Origin of the sequence: Amycolatopsis aidingensis (assembly GCF_018885265.1) — a bacterium.
GTDB lineage: Bacteria > Actinomycetota > Actinomycetes > Mycobacteriales > Pseudonocardiaceae > Amycolatopsis > Amycolatopsis aidingensis.
In genome coordinates, this window is the sequence record NZ_CP076538.1 from 6,486,202 (window position 1) to 6,502,879 (window position 16,678).

17 protein-coding genes are annotated in these 16,678 nt (G+C 71.2%); 9 read left to right on the forward strand and 8 right to left on the reverse strand.

Features of this window, described 5'->3' with window-relative positions; all coding sequences use genetic code 11:
• Positions 1-27: 27 nt before the first annotated feature.
• Both pdxH and KOI47_RS29555 read right to left on the reverse strand, forming a co-directional pair.
• A complete protein-coding gene (gene pdxH / locus KOI47_RS29550) occupies positions 28-717 on the reverse strand; it encodes a pyridoxamine 5'-phosphate oxidase (protein ID WP_216209964.1) in 690 nt (229 codons plus the stop codon).
• 111 nt (positions 718-828) lie between these two features.
• Positions 829-1,452, reverse strand: coding sequence for a TetR/AcrR family transcriptional regulator (locus tag KOI47_RS29555; RefSeq protein WP_216209967.1), 624 nt, complete (start codon positions 1,450-1,452; stop codon positions 829-831).
• Positions 1,453-1,556: 104 nt separating this feature from the next.
• Here KOI47_RS29555 and KOI47_RS29560 point away from each other — a divergent pair, with 104 nt between their 5' ends.
• The gene (locus KOI47_RS29560) at positions 1,557-2,771 is read left to right on the forward strand and encodes a lipase family protein (protein ID WP_216209968.1); all 1,215 of its coding nucleotides are present in this window, start codon (positions 1,557-1,559) and stop codon (positions 2,769-2,771) included.
• Positions 2,772-2,986: 215 nt separating this feature from the next.
• On the forward strand, positions 2,987-4,147 hold the full coding sequence (locus tag KOI47_RS29565) for a citrate synthase 2 (RefSeq protein WP_216209970.1): 1,161 nt from the start codon (positions 2,987-2,989) through the stop codon (positions 4,145-4,147).
• On the opposite strand, the gene KOI47_RS29570 is transcribed toward KOI47_RS29565, so the two are convergent.
• Complete coding sequence (locus tag KOI47_RS29570) at positions 4,081-4,740, reverse strand: TetR/AcrR family transcriptional regulator (RefSeq protein ID WP_216209973.1); 660 nt, start codon at positions 4,738-4,740, stop codon at positions 4,081-4,083. The two genes, KOI47_RS29565 and KOI47_RS29570, sit on opposite strands and share 67 nt — an antisense overlap.
• 29 nt (positions 4,741-4,769) lie before the next feature.
• On the reverse strand, positions 4,770-6,482 hold the full coding sequence (locus tag KOI47_RS29575; protein WP_216217644.1) for an SDR family oxidoreductase: 1,713 nt from the start codon (positions 6,480-6,482) through the stop codon (positions 4,770-4,772).
• A gap of 129 nt (positions 6,483-6,611) precedes the next feature.
• On the opposite strand from KOI47_RS29575, the gene KOI47_RS29580 reads away from it, so the two are divergent.
• Genes KOI47_RS29580 through KOI47_RS29595 form a run of 4 tightly spaced genes read left to right on the forward strand, consistent with a single transcriptional unit; the run spans position 6,612 to position 10,058 of the window.
• Positions 6,612-7,460 (forward strand): ABC transporter ATP-binding protein, encoded by an 849-nt coding sequence (locus KOI47_RS29580; protein ID WP_232376343.1) that lies wholly within the window; start codon positions 6,612-6,614, stop codon positions 7,458-7,460.
• On the forward strand, positions 7,457-8,269 hold the full coding sequence (locus KOI47_RS29585) for an ABC transporter permease (RefSeq protein ID WP_216209975.1): 813 nt from the start codon (positions 7,457-7,459) through the stop codon (positions 8,267-8,269). The genes KOI47_RS29580 and KOI47_RS29585 overlap by 4 nt, the downstream gene beginning before the upstream one ends.
• Positions 8,230-9,441: a sensor histidine kinase gene (locus KOI47_RS36205; RefSeq protein ID WP_269756673.1), complete on the forward strand. Its 1,212-nt coding sequence runs from the start codon at positions 8,230-8,232 to the stop codon at positions 9,439-9,441. Before KOI47_RS29585 ends, KOI47_RS36205 begins: the two co-directional genes overlap by 40 nt.
• Complete coding sequence (locus KOI47_RS29595; RefSeq protein WP_216209978.1) at positions 9,438-10,058, forward strand: response regulator transcription factor; 621 nt, start codon at positions 9,438-9,440, stop codon at positions 10,056-10,058. The genes KOI47_RS36205 and KOI47_RS29595 overlap by 4 nt, the downstream gene beginning before the upstream one ends.
• A gap of 49 nt (positions 10,059-10,107) precedes the next feature.
• Here the strand turns inward: KOI47_RS29595 and KOI47_RS29600 are convergent, their stop codons facing one another.
• The 3 genes from KOI47_RS29600 to KOI47_RS29610 form a co-directional block, all read right to left on the reverse strand.
• Positions 10,108-10,287 carry a DUF397 domain-containing protein gene (locus KOI47_RS29600; protein ID WP_216209981.1) on the reverse strand — a complete coding sequence of 60 codons (180 nt, stop codon included), beginning with the start codon at positions 10,285-10,287 and terminating at the stop codon, positions 10,108-10,110.
• Positions 10,277-10,579, reverse strand: coding sequence for a Scr1 family TA system antitoxin-like transcriptional regulator (locus tag KOI47_RS29605; RefSeq protein WP_216209983.1), 303 nt, complete (start codon positions 10,577-10,579; stop codon positions 10,277-10,279). Before KOI47_RS29605 ends, KOI47_RS29600 begins: the two co-directional genes overlap by 11 nt.
• A 345-nt stretch (positions 10,580-10,924) precedes the next feature.
• A complete protein-coding gene (locus KOI47_RS29610) occupies positions 10,925-11,542 on the reverse strand; it encodes a hypothetical protein (RefSeq protein ID WP_216209985.1) in 618 nt (205 codons plus the stop codon).
• Between the two features lie 188 nt (positions 11,543-11,730).
• Between KOI47_RS29610 and KOI47_RS29615 the strand changes: the two genes are divergently transcribed.
• Entirely contained in the window at positions 11,731-13,089 is a 1,359-nt protein-coding gene (locus KOI47_RS29615; RefSeq protein ID WP_216209986.1) for a serine hydrolase domain-containing protein, read from the forward strand.
• A 62-nt stretch (positions 13,090-13,151) separates the two neighbouring features.
• The gene (gene serC / locus KOI47_RS29620) at positions 13,152-14,282 is read left to right on the forward strand and encodes a phosphoserine transaminase (RefSeq protein ID WP_216209988.1); all 1,131 of its coding nucleotides are present in this window, start codon (positions 13,152-13,154) and stop codon (positions 14,280-14,282) included.
• Here serC and KOI47_RS29625 read toward each other — a convergent pair.
• Positions 14,190-15,479 (reverse strand): glycosyltransferase 87 family protein, encoded by a 1,290-nt coding sequence (locus KOI47_RS29625; protein WP_232376344.1) that lies wholly within the window; start codon positions 15,477-15,479, stop codon positions 14,190-14,192. The two genes, serC and KOI47_RS29625, sit on opposite strands and share 93 nt — an antisense overlap.
• A 183-nt stretch (positions 15,480-15,662) precedes the next feature.
• Between KOI47_RS29625 and sepH the strand changes: the two genes are divergently transcribed.
• Positions 15,663-16,550: a septation protein SepH gene (gene sepH / locus KOI47_RS29630; protein WP_216209992.1), complete on the forward strand. Its 888-nt coding sequence runs from the start codon at positions 15,663-15,665 to the stop codon at positions 16,548-16,550.
• Positions 16,551-16,678: the final 128 nt, after the last annotated feature.

Genomic DNA, 16,678 nt, shown 5'->3' on the forward strand with positions numbered 1-16,678 from the left:
GGCGCACCCCTTTTTCCGCTGCTGTGGTCAGGGGGCGACGCGCTCCAGGCGCCAGCCGTCCTCGGTGCGCAGGTAGCGCAGGCGGTCGTGCATGCGGTCCTGCCGCCCCTGCCAGAACTCGACCAGGTCGGGGCGGATCCGCCAGCCACCCCAGTGCGGCGGGAACGGCACCTGCTCCACGTCGGCGAACCGGCGTTGCACGCTGTGCAGCGCGTTGTCCAGCTCACGCCGGCCGGATACCACCCGCGACTGCGGGGAGGCCCAGGCACCCAGCTGGGAGCCGCGCGGCCGGGATGCCCAGTAAGCGGCGGTCTCCTTGACATCCACCTTCTCCACCTCGCCGCGCACGGTCACCTGCCGGTGCAGCGCGTACCAGGGGAAGGTCACCGAGGCGTACCGGGTGGCGGTCAGGTCGTGGCTCTTGGCCGAGGTGTAGTTGGTGTAGAAGACGACCCCGCGGGCGTCCAGCCCCTTGCACAGCACGGTGCGCGAGGATGGCCGCCCCTCGGCGTCGGCGGTGGCGAGCACCATGGCGTTCGGCTCGGCGACCCCGGCGGAGACCGCCTGGTCCAGCCAGTGCTGTAGCTGCTCGGTCCAGGTCTCGGCCAGCGCCGCCTCCTCCAGCGGCTCGCTCTCGTAGGAGACCCGCATACCGGGCAGGCACAAGGCCAGGTCGCCGCGGTCGCCCATCGTGTCCACGTCGTCGAACTCCGGCATGCTCGCCTACCTCCGCACCCGCCCACGGCGTTTCTGGCCCCTCTATTCCGCGAAGGTAGGCCCTGCCTGCCTGGCGGGGAAACCTCCTGAACGGTGATAACCACCACCCGATCAGCCGGGCTCGCGCATGATCGCCGCCAGCATCACCCCCTTGATCTCGGCCGCGATCTCGGCGACCGGCCACGGCGGGGTGCGCGCCTGCCACTCCCGCAGCAGCCCGGTGACCGCCCCGACCAGCGCAATCGCGGTCAGCCGGTAGTCCCGAGCCGGGGCGAACCCCTGCTGTGCGGCCTGCGCCGCCTCGGCGCCGATGAACTCGGCCCAGCGCAGTACCCACTCCTGGTGCTGCCGCTCCAGCCGGGGGCTGACGCCGACCGCCTCCACGTAGTTCAGCCGCGGCAGCCGGGGGTCCCCGGTCACGGTGGCGACGAAGGCGTCCACCAGCGCGCCGATCCTGCCCGCGGGGCCGATGTCCGCGCCCAGCCCGGCCACCACCCCGCTCACCCGCGCCATGGCCAGCTCGTTGATCCGCCCGTGCAGGGTCAGCAGCAGGTCCTCCTTGGCCGCGAACTCCTCGTAGAAGTTGCGGGTGGACACCCCCGCCCGGCGGCACAGCGTGGCGATCTTGGTCGCCTGATACCCGGTCGAGGTGAACTCCGCGAGCGCGGCCTCCAGTAGCCGTTCCCGCCGTTCGGCCCGGCGCTGGTCCACCCGGACCCCGCCATATGTACGCACCCTGCCGCTCCTTTTCTGGTCACCACCGTTGCCGGATTGAGCCGTTCGGCCTATATTGTGGTAATCGCTGTGACCACTGTAGTTCACATCACTCGGAGAGCATCATGGCTCGTCGTCTGCTCGTCCCGCTGTTGCTGATCGTGACGCTCTGCGGCGGCACCGCCGTCGCCGCGCCAGCGCAGGCCGCCCCGGCCCCGCCCACACCGGCGCAGGACCCCTTCTACCGGCCCCCGGACCCGCTGCCACCCGGCGCACCCGGCGAGATCCTGCGCCAGCGCCGGGTGGAGGTGTTCGCCGAACCACTGCGGGTGCTGCCGGCCCCGGTGCGGGCCTGGCAGCTGCTGTACCGCTCCACCTCGGCCACCGGGCAGCCGAACGCGGTCTCCGGCACCCTGCTGGTGCCACCGGTGCCGTGGACCGAAGGTCCGCGCCCGCTGGTCACCTATGCGGTGGGTACGCACGGGATCGGGGACCAGTGCGCCCCGTCCTACCGGCTGCGCACCGGCACCGAGAACGAGATCGCGCTGATCGCGCAGGCCCTGCTCAAGGGCTGGGCTGTGGTGCTGACCGACTACGAGGGCCTTGGCACCCCTGGCACGCACACCTACACCGCGGGACGTTCCGCTGGCCACGCGATGCTGGACGCTGCCCGCGCCGCGCAGCGGCTCGGGGCTGCCGGGCTGAGCGCGGACGGTCCGGTCGGCGTGTTCGGCTACTCCCAGGGCGGGCAGGCCGCGGCCTTCGCCGCCGAACTGCAACCCGGTTACGCCCCGGACCTGCGGCTGGTCGGCGCGGCCCCCGGCGGGGTGCCTGCCGACCTGGCCGAGGTCGCCAGGTTCAACGACGGCGGCCCGGCGTTCGGCCTTGTCGCCGGGGCCGCGCTCGGGTTGGCAACGGCCTACCCCGAGGTGCCCTTCGAGGAGATCCTGAACGACCGCGGGCGCAGGCTGATGGACCGGATCCGGGAGGCCTGCGTCATCGAGCTGGGAGCCGCGGCGCCGTTCACCCGGCTGAACGACCTGGTCACCCTGCCGGACCCGCTCGAGCACCCGCGCTGGCGGGCCACGCTCGCCGAGAACCGGGCGGGCGGGCAGCGGCCGAGCGCGCCGGTGCTGCTGTACCACGCGGCCTTCGACGAGCTGATCCCCTACGCCACCGGCCGGAAGCTGCTCGCAAGGTACTGCGAGCTCGGCAGCACCGTGCAGTGGAAGACCATCCCGCTGGCCGAGCACATCACCGGAGTCGCCGTCGGCGGGCCGATCGCGATGGAATGGCTCGGCGCACGGTTCGCGGGCGAACCGGCCCGCAACTCCTGCTGAGGACGGGCTGGGGCCGGGATATTTCCGGCCCCAGCCGAAAGCGGGCTGAATCGTTCTCGTAATCGTGACCGAAAGCACCACTTGTTCCTGTTGCTACCGACTGGTTCGAGGAGCACTGTTTGGTGACACCGTGCGCGGATGCGCGCCACCTGCGTCGCCCCCGCACGGGCCACCACCACCTGCCGGGGAACGCGCGCAGTGAAAGGCCTCCTCCAGTGACTACGTCAGCGCCTGTCTCGAACAGTCAGACCACGACGCCTGCAGGTCAGCCGGACGATGACTTCCGTCCTGGCCTGGAAGGTGTCGTCGCGGCCCGCACCGAGATCGCCGAACCCGACCGGGACGGTGGTGCCCTGCGGTACCGGGGTGTCGATATCGAGGACCTCGCGGGCAAGGTGTCCTTCGGCGACGTCTGGGGGCTGCTCGTCGACGGCCGCTTCGGCCACGGCCTGCCGCCCGCCGAGGCGTTCCCGATCCCGGTGCACACCGGCGACGTGCGGGTGGACGTGCAGGCCGCGCTGGCCATGCTCGCGCCGATCTGGGGCTACCAGCCGCTGCTGGACATCTCCGATGAGGACGCGCGCGACCAGCTGGCCCGCGCCTCGGTGATGGCACTGTCCTACGTGGCCCAGTCCGCCCGCGGGATCGGGCAGCCCGCGGTGCCGCAGTCCAGGGTGGACGAGGCGAGCTCGATCACCGAGCGGTTCCTGGTGCGCTGGCGCGGCGACCCGGACCCCGCGCACGTCAAGGCGCTGGACGCGTACTGGGTGTCCGCCGCCGAACACGGCCTGAACGCCTCCACCTTCACCGCGCGGGTGATCGCATCCACCGGCGCGGATGTCGCGGCCTGCCTCTCCGGCGCGATCGGCGCGATGTCCGGGCCGCTGCACGGCGGCGCCCCGGCCAGGGTGCTGCCGATGATCGCCGAGGTGGAGCAGACCGGGGACGCCCGCGCCGTGGTCAAGGGCATCCTGGACCGCAAGGAGCGGCTGATGGGCTTCGGGCACCGCGTGTACCGGGCCGAGGACCCCAGGGCCAGGGCGCTGCGCCGCACCTGCCGCGAGCTCGGCGCCGAGCGCTACGAGGTGGCCGCCGCGCTGGAGCAGGCGGCACTGGCCGAGCTGCGCGAGCGCCGCCCGGACCGGGCGATCGAGACCAACGTCGAGTTCTGGGCCGCGGTGATCCTGGACTTCGCCAAGGTGCCGCCGCACATGATGCCCGCGATGTTCACCTCGGCCCGTACCGCGGGCTGGGCCGCGCACATCCTGGAGCAGAAGCGGACCGGCAGGCTGGTCCGCCCCTCGGCGACCTACGTCGGCCCCGCCCCGCGCAGGCCGGACGAGGTCGAGGGCTGGGAGAACGTCGAACTGCTGTGAGCGAGGAACTCCGCCACCGCCGGATCGTGGGCCGCGGTGGCGGAGATCATGGCCACCAGCTGGTCGACCAGCCAGCCGTCCAGCTCGGCCCTGGCGGGGTTGCCCTCCTGTAGCCAGGTGAGCAACGCCCCCTCGACCACCGCCGTCCAGCAGCGCAGGGTGACCAGCAGCAGCGGGGACGGCTCGCCGATCCCGGTGTGCTCGAGGATCAGCTCCACCGCCCGGTTGCGCACCCGGTCCACCACGGCGTCGGTCTCCGATGTCGCCACCACCGACCCGCTGCGCAGCAGCGCGATGTACCCGGCGCGGTACTCGTCGGCCACCGCGATCAGCCCGCGGACCGAGGCGCGCAGCCGCTCCAGCGGCGGGGCCTGTTCCTCGTGCCGGGCCAGCCGGTCGATCAGGCCGTCGGTCACCGAGCGCAGCGCGGCCAGGTGCAGCTCGCGGATGTTGGCGAAGTAGCGGTAGAACAGCGGCCTGGACACCCCGGCCACGGCTACGATGTCGTCCACCGACACCCGCTCCGGCGGCTGGCTGCTGAACAGCTCCAGCGCCGCCGCGATCAGCTGCTCCCGCCGGGCCGATGGCGACATCCGGCGGGGCGGGTGTACCCGGCCGCCGCTCACTTCGGGCTGGGGTCCAGTCTGGCCGCGGCGCGCAGCAGGCCGGGAGTCAGCCTGGACAGCACCAGCGCGGCCTTCGCCTCCGGTGTGGACGGTGCCAGCGCGGTGTTGCGCTCCACCGCGCGGAGGATGTCCCGCGCCACCCTCTCCGGGCCGAACCCGCGCCGGGCGTAAAGCCGGGTCGTGGAGTCCTGCCTGCGCCGCTGCTCGGCCTCGTCCACCCCGGCGAACCGGGTGCTCGCGGTGATCCCGGTGCGCACGATGCCAGGGCAGACCGCGCTCACCCCGATGCGCTGTCCTGCCAGCTCGGCCCGCAGGCACTCGCTCAGGGTCAGTACCGCGGACTTGGTGGTGGCGTAGGCGGAGAGGATCCTGGACGGCAGGTACGCGGCGGCCGAGGCGACGTTCACGATATGTCCGCCCTCGGCGCGGTCCACCATCTGCTCGGCGAAGGCCCGGCAGCCGTGGATCACGCCCCACAGGTTGACGTCGATGATCCGCTGCCAGTCCTCCTCCGTGGTGTCCAGAAAGGACCCGGAGAGCCCGATACCCGCGTTGTTCACAACGATGTCCGGCACTCCGTGCTCGTCTCGCACCCGCGCGGCGAAGGCACGCATCTGCTCGCCGTCCGCTGAGTCCACTATGTACTCCGCGGCGACGGCACCGAGGCTGCGCGCCCGCTTGGCGGTCTCCGCGACGCCCTCGGCGTTGACATCGGTGAGCACCACGTCCGCACCCTGCTCGGCGAAGGCCAGCGCGGTGGCCCTGCCGATCCCGCTACCCGCTCCCGTGACCACCACCAGCCGGTCGGGGAACCGGTGCTTGTTCCCGCCGTCCACCACGCGGATCCGGCGCAGGGTCCGGGTTTCCGTGCCGTGCTCAACGTGGTCGATCAGCTCGGCCGCGGCCCCGGCCACCACGGCGGGTTTGGACCTGGCGATCCAGTGCCCGCCGTTGAGGTGGCGCACCCGCAGGTCCGGCACCCAGCGCTGGATCTCGGTCTGCAACGGGATGCTGACGTACCGGTCGGCGGTTGGCGCGAGCACCTGCACCGGGATGTCGGTGCCGCGCGGGCGCGGCCTGCGCATCCTGGACAGCATGTTCGCGCGGTAGAGCTGGATTCCGCGTACCCCGTCCGAGGTCAGCGGGTTCGGCTCGGCAGGCTCCAGCGCGGCGATCACCCTGCGGGCAAGGCCGAGGCGCCAGGCCAGCTCGGGGATCAGCGGCAGCTGGAAGAAGCCGATGTAGCCGGAGTGCAGGAACTGGCTGAGCGCGTTGCGCAGCGCGCGTGGCCGCGGCCGCAGCTGGGCGCGGAACCAGGCGCCCGCGTGGTCGAGACAGGGTCCGGACATCGAGGTGTAGGAGGCCACCCTGCCGCGCAGCCACTCCCCGGTGACCGCGTGCCAGGTCTGGATCGAGCCCCAGTCGTGCGCGAGCAGGTGCACCGGGCGGTCCGGGCTGACCGCGGCGACCACCGCGGCCAGGTCCTCGGCCAGCTGGTCGAGCCGGTAGGCGGCGCGCCGCTTCGGCTTGTCCGACTCACCCGCGCCACGCACGTCGTAGACCACGACCCGGAAGCGGTCCGCGAGTTCGGCGACCACGCCGTCCCACATCGAGCCGTTGTCCGGGTAGCCGTGCACACAGACCACCACCGGCGCGTCCGCGGGCCCGCTGGTCCGCACCGCGAGGCGGACGCCGTCACTCGCCGTCACCCAGCTCTTAGTAGACACGATGTCATGTTAGACAGTTTGTCAATAACGCCTGTCCACCGTTCGATGGACAGCCGGATTCCATCCGCCGGTCGTCCCGCGCGGGCGGCCCGGTCGCGCAGGATCGGGGACATGGGTGGAGAGACGACGGTGGTGACGGCCCGCGGGCTGCGCAAGGAGTACGCCGGACTGGCGGCCGTGGCGGGGATCGACCTGGACATCCGGCGCGGCGAGGTGTTCGCCCTGCTCGGACCGAACGGGGCAGGCAAGACGACCACGGTGGAGATCCTGGAGGGGCATCGCAGGCGCTCCGGCGGGGAGGTACGGGTGCTCGGCGAGGACCCTGGCCGGGCGGGCGGCCGGTGGCGGGCACGGCTGGGGATCGTGCTGCAGACCGCCACCGACGCCGCCGACCTGACGGTGGCCGAGACAGTGCGGCACTACGCCGGGTACTACCCGGATCCGCGGGCGCCGGGCGAGGTGATCGAGCAGGTCGGGCTGGCGGGGCAGGCGGGCAGCAGGGTCAAGGCGCTGTCCGGCGGACAGCGCCGCAGGCTGGACGTGGCGCTGGGCATCATCGGGCGGCCGGAACTGCTGTTCCTTGACGAGCCGACCACCGGGTTCGACCCGGAGGCGCGGCGGCAGTTCTGGGACCTGGTCCGGCTGCTGGCCGCGGACGGGACCACGATCCTGCTCACCACGCACTACCTGGACGAGGCGGAGGCGCTGGCCGGACGGGTGGCGGTGATCGCGGGCGGGTCGATCGTCGCCGAGGGGGACCCGGCCACCCTCGGCGGGCGCGGCTCCGCCGCCGCCACGGTGAGCTGGTCCACCGCGGAGGGCAGGCAAGAGCGGCGGACCGGCAACCCGACCGGGCTGATCCGGGAGCTCTCCGCTGGGGGTGGGGAGATTCCCGGCCTGGAGGTACGCAGGCCCAGCCTCGAGGACACCTACCTGGAACTGATCGGAGAACGCCGATGACGACCACCCTGCGCGCGAACCCCGGCGTCCTGCGGATCGGGCTGGCCCGCGGCGGGATCGAGCTGCGCCAGTTCTTCCGGCAGCGGGAGCACGCGGTGTTCACCTTCTCGCTGCCCGCGTTCCTGATGGTCCTGCTGGGCACGATCTTCGACGAGACCTTCCCGAGCGGGGTGACCGCCAGCCAGGTGTTCGCGGCCAGCATCATCGGGGCCGGGATCATCTCGACCTCCTTCGTCAGCATGGGCATCGGGGTCGCGCTGGACCGGGAGGACGGCACGCTGAAGCGGCTGCGCGGCACCCCGATGCCAGCCACCGCGTACTTCCTCGGCAAGGTGATCCTGGTCGGTGTGTCCAGCCTGGCGCAGCTGGTGCTCATGCTGGCGATCGCGATGCCGCTGTTCGGCCTGCGGCTGCCGGACACCGCCGCGGACTGGCTGAACCTCGGCTGGCTGTTCGTACTCGGCACGATCAGCTGCGGCCTGCTCGGGGTGGCGGCCAGTGGGATGGCCCGCTCGGTCAGCGGCGCCTCGGCCGGAATGCAGCTGGTCTACGTCGGGCTACAGTTCACATCGGGTGTGTTCGTGCCGATCGGGGCGCTGCCTGCCGTCATGGTGTCGGTGTCGTCGTTGTTTCCGGTCAAGTGGATCTGCCAGGGATTCCGCTCGGTGTTCCTGCCGGAGCACATGGCAGCTCGGGAGGTGGCGGGGCAATGGGAGCTGGCGACGACGGCGCTGGTGCTGGGAGCCTGGTGCGTGGCGGGGCTGCTGCTGTGCAGACTGACCTTCCGGTGGACCAACCGGGCGGAGTGAGTGAGCAGGGCAAGGACGCGGGACACCGGTGGTTCTGGCTGTGGGACGCCTACTTCACGGTGGTGCTGACCGCGCTCGTCGTGCTCGCCGGGTACGAGGACGACCTCACCGGCGTGGGGCGGATCGTCGCCGCCGCGCTGCTGATCGCCATCGGCGTCAACTACTTCGCCTGGGGCAGGCGGTTCATCCTGGCCGAGGGTCCGGCCCGGCAGCTGCGGCTGTATCTGGCCAGCCAGCTGGCCCTGTTCCTCGGTTCGGTGCTGGCGGGGCCGAGCAACTCGATGGCGATGTTCGTCCTGGGCCCGATGATCTTCATGTGCCTGCGGCCGAAACGGGCGATACCGGTGTTCGTCACCGCGATGCTGATACCGACGCTGCTGACGCTGCACTCGGTGAACTCGGTGTCCGCGGGCGTCTCCCTGGTCGCGGCGGGGCTGGCGATCACCCTGATGGGCTCGGTGTTCGGGATCTACGTGGACCGGCTGGACCGGCAGAGCGAGGAGCGTAAGCGGCTGATCACCCAGCTGGAGGCCAGTCAGGCCGAGGTGTCCAGGCTGTCGCACGAGGCGGGTTCCGCCGCCGAGCGGGAGCGGCTGGCCAGGGAGATCCACGACACCCTTGCGCAGGGCTTCACCAGCATCGTCACCCTGACCCAGGCCGCGGAGTCCGAAGTGGATACCGACCCGGCCGCGGCGCGGCGGCATCTGGAGCTGGCGGGAAGAACGGCGCGGGAGAACCTCGCCGAGGCGCGCGCAATGGTGACCGCGCTGGCACCGCCCGCGCTGGGTTCGTCCTCGCTGGCGGAGGCGATCCGGCGGCAGGCCGAGCGGGCTGGTGAGGCCACCGGGCTCACCGTGGACTGCGTCATCGAAGGGCAACTGCCGAAGCTGCCAACCGCGACCGAGGTGGTGCTGCTGCGCGCGACCCAGGAGTCGCTGGCCAACGTGCTACGGCACGCGGGCGCGCGTACGGCCTCGGTGGAGCTCGCGGTCGTGGCCGGGCGTGTGCGGCTGAGTATTTCCGACGACGGCCGCGGCTTCGATCCGGCCGCACCCGCGGAGGGTTTCGGCCTGCGCGGGATGCGCGCGCGGGCCGAGCAGGTCGGCGGGCAGCTGACGGTACACAGTGGACCAGAGGGTGGGACGAGGGTGCATCTGGAGGTGCCGGCATGATCAGGGTGCTGCTGGTTGACGATCACCCGGTGGTCCGCGAGGGGCTGCGCGGGATGCTGGAGGCCGAGGACGATCTCACCGTGGTCGGCGAGGCCGGTTCCGGCACGGAGGCCGTCGCGCTGGTGGGCATCCGGCGGCCCGAGGTCGTGCTGATGGACCTGCGGATGCCGGGGATGGACGGGGTGGACGCCACCAGGCAGCTACGGCGGGACGCCCCTGAGGCCAAGGTGGTGGTGCTGACCACCTACGAGACGGACGCGGACATCCTGCGCGCGGTGGAGGCGGGCGCCTCGGGCTACCTGCTCAAGGACGCCTCCAGGGCGGAACTGGCTGGCGCCATCCGGGCGGCGGCCCGCGGCGAGACCGTGCTCGCACCCTCGGTCGCAGGCAGGCTGGTCAACCAGGTCCGCACCCCCGCCCAACCACAACTGTCCGCCCGCGAAATCGAAGTACTCCACCTGGTCGCCCGCGGCCACACCAACGCCGACATCGGGCAAGCCCTGCACATCAGCGAAGCCACCGTGAAAACCCACCTGCTACGCGTGTTCAGCAAACTCGACGTATCCGACCGCACCGCAGCAGTCACCACCGCCATGCGCCGCGGCCTGCTGACCTGAGCAAGGGCGGCCGCACCGGTGCGGCCGCCCTCGGGACAGAGCCCGGCTGCTAGTCAGCCCGTACCTCGGCAAGGAACGCGCGGAACGCCGCGCGCTCGAACGTCAGGTGCCCGCGTTCCCTGTCCTTGGTGTCTCGCACCATGGTCGAGTCCTCCCCGACGGCGAGCTCCACACAGGCGATCTCCGAGTTGCTGTAGCTGCTCTTGCGCCATCCCTGATCAGTGATCATGCGTCGATACCTCAATCCCTTTGCACTCCCGATGATCTCCGCCGACCGCTGGGACGCTGGCGCGGTGGCGGCTATCGCTTCCCAGATCGGAGAGACCAGCCACGTCCTCGGGCTTCTCCACGGTGCCGAGCCCGGTGACGCTCTCAGCGTAGGCGGAATCCGGTTCGTCCTCCTCCGGGAAGCTGAGCAGGACCAACGGCCCGGTCATGGCGCCGTGGTCGAGCGGAACGACCTGGATGGTGACGTGCGGCAGCTCGCTCATCGTGATCAGGTGGTCGAGTTGCGCGGCCATGACTCCGGCCCGCGGACGACCGTGCGCAGGCGGCCTCGTGGATGAGCGCGTGTAGCACCAGCGGGTTCCGCTCGCGCAGCAGCAGGGCCTGGCGGTCCCTGCGCTCGACGGCACCGGGTAGCTGGCCCCGCACGACACCGGCAATGCGTACAAACCAGCCCCGCTACAGCTTCGGACAGCTGCACACCGCCCATCGGCCGGATCGGTCTCGAACTGACCGGCCCAACCGGCAACCAGCACATCAACGTCTGAGAAGGAGCCCACCGGCAGCCTCGACCGTTGACCGCTGGCCTACCGCCGTCGAACCGGACGACCGTTGCTGCCCTGACCGATAACCCACTCATCCTATTCAGGCGCCGAAGAGGACATCGATTCGAGAAAGGGAGACCAGTCGAACGCATCCGCACCCTCGGGAGTTTCGGCATGCGACCGGACTGCCCAGGGCAACTCGGCCAGGGAGAATTCCGGCACGCCGCGCTGTTTCAACACCGTCAGCCGAATACTCTTCTGCCTCCACCGTTGAACGGTGGCGCCCGAGGCCACGTAAAAGCTCCACTGGCGGGAGTCACCGACGTCGTAGCTGACGCGGTCGGTGCAGGTATGCACAGCGAACACGTAAGCGTCGGCAAGCACCATCGGTTCGGTATAGACGTTGCCGTAGCCCGTCCATCGACGCGCCACCAGGCCACTGAAATCAGGCGGTGACGGCGGTTTGGGCCGCCCATGCGTGTCGAGTCCAGGCAACCAATCCTGCATCGACCCGGTGCACTTGACCTCGACCTTGACGTCGGGAGTGATGAGGTCGACGGGTGCCCACTCGCCACGGCGCTCCGCAGAGTCGCCCAGCGCGTTGCGCACCAGCCATTCGGCGTACCAGCCGCGGTGGGTGTTGACCGTGACCGCGCCGAACGCCCAACGGGCGAACTCGGTCAGATCTGCTGGGGGAGTAACACCATTGGTCATGGTGAACTCACTCTAGCGACGACCTCGCGGTCAACCCCGAGAAACTCGTCAGTAACTCACGAACTCCGGTGCCGCGTACGAATGGTCGGACGTCACGCGATATAGCCAAGCTGCCCGTTGCCTCCACTCGGCCGCCGATCGTGGGTTGCTGACCTAAGTATCGAGCCGGGCAAGGCAGAATGCACCTCATGCTGCCTACGACCGAGTTCGCCCTGCTTCGCCGGATCGCCACCGAGCAGTCGATGGGGCGCGCACCATCCCTGGTCGCGGGCGTGGTCCGCGATGGCGAGCTGGTGTGGTCCGGTGCGCGCGGGTTCGTCGGCGACGAGGCGCCGGACAACGACACCCAGTACCGGCTGGGCTCGATCACCAAGTCCCTGGTCGCCGCGCTGATCATGCGGCTGCGCGACGAGGGCAGGCTGGACCTGAACGACCAGGTGGACAAGCACCTGCCCGGCACCAGCCTCGGCGACCGCACGATCGCACAGCTGCTCGCGCACACCGGCGGGCTCACCTCCGAGTCGCCCGGCTCCTGGTGGGAACGCAGCGAGGGCGGGGACTGGGACGAACTCGCGGCCGGGCTGACCCCGCAGGAGCTCAAGCACCGGGCCGGCAGGCGGTTCCACTACTCCAACTCCGGTTACGGCGTGCTCGGCGAGGTGGTGGCCCGGCTGCGCGGCCACAGCTGGCTGGATGCGCTGCGCGCGGAGATCCTGCAGCCCCTCGGCATGTCCCGCACCAGCCCGCACCCGGAGGGCAAGCACGCGCAGGGCTGGGCCGTGCACCCCTTCGCGGACGTGCTGCTGCCCGAGCCCGCCCCGGACGCGGGCGCGATGGCGCCCGCGGGCCAGCTGTGGTCCACCGTGCACGATCTGGCCAGGTGGACGGCCTTCGTCGGCGGGCACACCGGCGAGGTGCTGCACCCGGACACCGTGGCCGAGATGCGCGAGGTGGCCACCGTGGACGACGGCGACGCCTGGACCGCGGGCTACGGCCTCGGCTTCCAGCTGGCCAGGGTCGACGGGCGCAGGCTGGCCGGGCATACCGGCTCGATGCCGGGCTTCCTTGCCTGCACGCTGACCGATCCGGCCACCGGCACCGGCGCGCTGTTCCTGGCGAACACCACCGCCGGGGTGGGCCCGCTGGGCACCACCGTCGACCTGATCGGCATCGCCGACGAGCACGAGCCGAAACTGCCTGCCCCGTGGCGACCGTCGCCGGTGCCCGCGGGCCTGCTCGCGCTGACCGGACTGTGGCACTGGGGCCCGGCACCATTCCACCTGCGCCTGCTGCCCGGCGGCTGGCTCAACCTGTCCCCGGTGAACGGGAACGGGCGGGCCTCGCGCTTCCGGCCGCTGGACGAGTCCGGGGACAGCTGGCTCGGGCTGGACGGTTACTACGCGGGCGAGACGCTGCGGGTGGTGCGCGACGCCGAGGGCAACCCGCACCACCTGGACCTGGCCACCTTCATCTTCACCCGTACGCCCTACGACCCCACCGCCCCGATCCCTGGCGGGGTGGACGAGGCCGGCTGGCGGGACCGGTGAGCCCTGCCTCGGGGTAACCCACGTCACGGCGGGGCGGCCGGTCACCTGAGAGACTGCCGGGCATGACCGATCCAGCTGAGTTGACCCTTCCCGCCGAATTACAGCCCGCCGACGGCCGCTTCGGGTGTGGCCCCTCCAAGGTCCGCCAGGAGCAGATCGCCAACCTCGCCAAGGAGGGCGCAGCGCTGCTCGGCACCTCGCACCGCCAGAAGCCGGTGAAGTCACTGGTCGGCAGGGTGCGGGCGGGTCTGTCCGAGCTGTTCTCCCTGCCGGAGGGCTACGAGGTCGTGCTCGGCAACGGCGGCACCACCGCGTTCTGGGACGCCGCGGCGTTCGGCCTCGTGCGGGAACGTGCGCAGCACTTCACCTACGGCGAGTTCTCCTCGAAGTTCGCGAAGGTGACCAAGGGCGCGCCGTTCCTCGCCGACCCGATCGTGGTCGAGGCCGAACCGGGCACCGCCCCGGAGATCAGCTACCAGCAGGGCGCCGACCTGATCGGCTGGGCGCACAACGAGACCTCCACCGGCGTGGCCGTGCCGGTGCGGCGGCCCGCGGGCAGCGAGGGCGCCCTGGTCGCCATCGACGCCACCTCCGGCGCGGGCGGCCTGCCGGTCAAGGCCGAGGACTTCGACGTCTACTACTTCGCCCCGCAGAAGTCCTTCGCCTCGGACGGCGGGCTGTGGCTGGCGCTGATGTCCCCGGCCGCGCTGGACCGGATCGGCGAGCTCGGCGGCTCGGACCGGTGGGTCCCGGAGTTCCTCTCGCTGACCACCGCGCTGGACAACTCGCGCAAGGACCAGACCTACAACACCCCCGCGGTGGCCACCCTGTTCCTGCTGGCCGACCAGATCGAGTGGATGCTCGGCAACGGGGGCCTGGACTGGGCGACCGCGCGCACCGGGGAGTCCTCGACCCGGCTGTACGAGTGGGCCGAGAAGACCTCCTACGCCACCCCGTTCGTGCAGGATCCCGCGCACCGCTCGCAGGTAGTCGGCACGGTGGACTTCACCGAGGACGTGGACGCCGCCGCGGTGGCCAAGACCCTGCGCGCGAACGGCATCGTGGACGTGGAGCCGTACCGCAAGCTGGGCCGCAACCAGCTACGTGTCGGGCTGTTCCCGGCGATCGAGCCGGACGATGTCACCGCGCTTACCCGCGCGATCGAGTGGGTCGTCGAGCGTCAGGCCAAGTAACCCGAGCAGGAGCAGGCCGGTCAGCACATAGCTTTCCCTGACCGGCCACACCTGCCGGTAGTCCCACAGCGGGCTCCACAGGAACACCACCGCGGCCAGGGCGGCGGACCCGAGCAGCAACACGGCTCGGGTCGGCCCGCCGCGCAGGCCGGACCACACCAGCACGCCGAGCACCGGCGCGCACCACACCCAGTGGTGCGTCCAGGAGACCGGCGAGACCAGCAACGCGGCCAGCGCGCAGGCCAGCAGCGCGGGCACCGGGCGCCCGGCGGCCAGCGCGCGGCGCATCAGCAGCACGGTCGCCGCCAGCACCAGCAGCACCACGGCGACCCACACCAGCGTCTCGGCTGGCGGGCCGAGCCGGGCGAGCAACCCGCGCAGGGACTGGTTGCCGATGTAGCCGGGGTCGCCGACCCGTTCCCTTGCGAAGATCAGCTCGGTCCAGTAGCGCACCGAGGCCGATGGCGCCAGCAGCCAGGCCAGCAGACCGCAGCAGCCGAACACCAGTGCCGCCCTGGCCACCGCGCGGAAGTCCTTGCGCAACAGGAAGAACAGCAGAAAGGCGGCCGGGGTCAGCTTGACGACCGCGGCCAGCCCGATGAGCACCCCACGGTAGCGCCAGTTCGGGCCGAGGATGTCCACCGCGACCAGCAGCATCAGCAGCAAGTTGACCTGGCCGAACCCGAGGGTGGCCCGCACCGGCTCGCTCAGCAGCGCCACCGCCTGCACCCCCAGCGCGGCGCCGCCGACCACCCACAGCCGTGCCCTGAACGTGGCTTTCGAGACGTTAGATGTCCCAAATGTGCCGTTCGCAACGTCTGACGTCGTAATCGCCACGTTCAGGGCGTTTCCGGCTGGCCGGTCCGCGCCCGCGAGGCACAGCGCGACCACCGCGCCCAGCGCCAGCACCGAAACCAGGGTGAGCAGCACCAGCGCCAGGTCCAGCGGCAGCACCAGCAGCGGAGCGAACACCAGCGCGGCGAACGGCGGGTACGTGAACGGCAGCACGGTGCCGTCCCTGGTCGGCGGCAGCACGCCATACGGGTCGCCACTGGTGAGCAGCGCATCCGCACCGAGCCGGTACACCTCGAGGTCCAAGCCGTCCAGGTGTTTCCACGCCAGCAACACGCCGACGATCACGACCTCGGCGAGGAGCAGAATCAGCACCGCCGGGCGTGGCGCACGCCAATCGAGCACCGCAAGACCGTAACCTGCGTGCCAGCGACACCGATCCCCGACCGGGCCCGGCTGTTCGGCAAGGTCATTCATCAAGATCACAAACAGATCGGGTGAAGGCTCGGCGCGCCTCGCGCGTCAAGCCGACGCGCCGTCCTAGCCTGGGCACCCACAGCGGTGAAACGGGTGTCGGGAGGCGGAGCAATGCGAACGCTGCGGGTAGTCGGGCTGCACGAGGACGGCGAGTCCATCGTGTGTGAAGACCCGGCACGCCGTGAGCGTTTCCTGTTGCCGGCCGACGAGCGGCTGCGCGCGGCCGCGCGCGGTGACGTGACCCGTCTCGGCCAGATCGAAATCGAGCTGGAGAGCCAGATGCGTCCACGCGAGATCCAGAGCCGTATCCGCGCAGGGGAGTCGGTCGAGCAGGTGGCCACCACCGCGGGCGTCCCGGTGCAGCGGGTCGAACGATTCGCCTACCCCGTGCTGCTCGAGCGGTCCCGTACCGCCGAACTGGCCCAGCGGGCGCACCCGGTGCGCGAGGACGGGCCGGATGTGCAGACCCTCGGCGAGGTGGTCGCGCACTCCTTCGGCGTGCTCGGGCAGGACTACGGGCAGGCGGACTGGGACTCCTGGCGCGGCGATGACGGCAAGTGGGTGGTCTGCCTGCACTGGAAGGCGGGCCGCTCGGACAACCGCGCGCACTGGTCCTTCGCACCGGGGGCACACGGTGGCACGGTGTCCGCGCTGGACGAGCTCGCCGAGGACCTGCTCAACCCGCATGCCAACCGGGCGCCCCGCACGCTGCGCTCGATCGGGCAGGCCGAGCCGCACCCGGACACCGAGCAGCCCACGCTCGACTACGGCACGACAGGCGGCGCGGTCGCCTCCGGCGGCACGGTGATCGAGGCCCCGATCCCGGAGCCGGAGGAGGACGACACCACCGAGCTCCCGCAGGTACCCGCCGAGGACACCGGCGCGGCCCGGCAGCCGGGCCAGGCGCCGCAAGCCAGGCCCGCCAAGGGTAAGAAGAATCACCCGGTCGTGCCGGCCTGGGAGGATGTCCTGCTCGGGGTCCGTTCGCAACGCGGATAACGGCGGCTTCGGGACCGTTCCCGGCCCGGATGCGGGCCGGTGCTTGATCGACCGCTCACGGTCGGTAGGTAGTATTACTTCCGGTTACACACAATGCGGTGGCCGGGCGTGGGGACGGGACCGGTACC

Bases quoted from the DNA above. Each gene is read 5' to 3' on its own strand.
- serC (WP_216209988.1), top strand. From the start codon at position 13,152: ATGACCGATCCAGCTGAGTTGACCCTTCCCGCCGAATTACAGCCCGCC.
- KOI47_RS29560 (WP_216209968.1), top strand. From the start codon at position 1,557: ATGGCTCGTCGTCTGCTCGTCCCGCTGTTGCTGATCGTGACGCTCTGC.
- KOI47_RS29585 (WP_216209975.1), top strand. From the start codon at position 7,457: ATGACGACCACCCTGCGCGCGAACCCCGGCGTCCTGCGGATCGGGCTG.
- KOI47_RS29605 (WP_216209983.1), bottom strand. From the start codon at position 10,579: ATGGCCGCGCAACTCGACCACCTGATCACGATGAGCGAGCTGCCGCAC.
- KOI47_RS29595 (WP_216209978.1), top strand. From the start codon at position 9,438: ATGATCAGGGTGCTGCTGGTTGACGATCACCCGGTGGTCCGCGAGGGG.
- KOI47_RS29615 (WP_216209986.1), top strand. From the start codon at position 11,731: ATGCTGCCTACGACCGAGTTCGCCCTGCTTCGCCGGATCGCCACCGAG.
- KOI47_RS29600 (WP_216209981.1), bottom strand. From the start codon at position 10,287: ATGATCACTGATCAGGGATGGCGCAAGAGCAGCTACAGCAACTCGGAG.
- sepH (WP_216209992.1), top strand. From the start codon at position 15,663: ATGCGAACGCTGCGGGTAGTCGGGCTGCACGAGGACGGCGAGTCCATC.
- KOI47_RS29580 (WP_232376343.1), top strand. From the start codon at position 6,612: ATGGGTGGAGAGACGACGGTGGTGACGGCCCGCGGGCTGCGCAAGGAG.
- KOI47_RS29570 (WP_216209973.1), bottom strand. From the start codon at position 4,740: ATGTCGCCATCGGCCCGGCGGGAGCAGCTGATCGCGGCGGCGCTGGAG.
- pdxH (WP_216209964.1), bottom strand. From the start codon at position 717: ATGCCGGAGTTCGACGACGTGGACACGATGGGCGACCGCGGCGACCTG.
- KOI47_RS29610 (WP_216209985.1), bottom strand. From the start codon at position 11,542: ATGACCAATGGTGTTACTCCCCCAGCAGATCTGACCGAGTTCGCCCGT.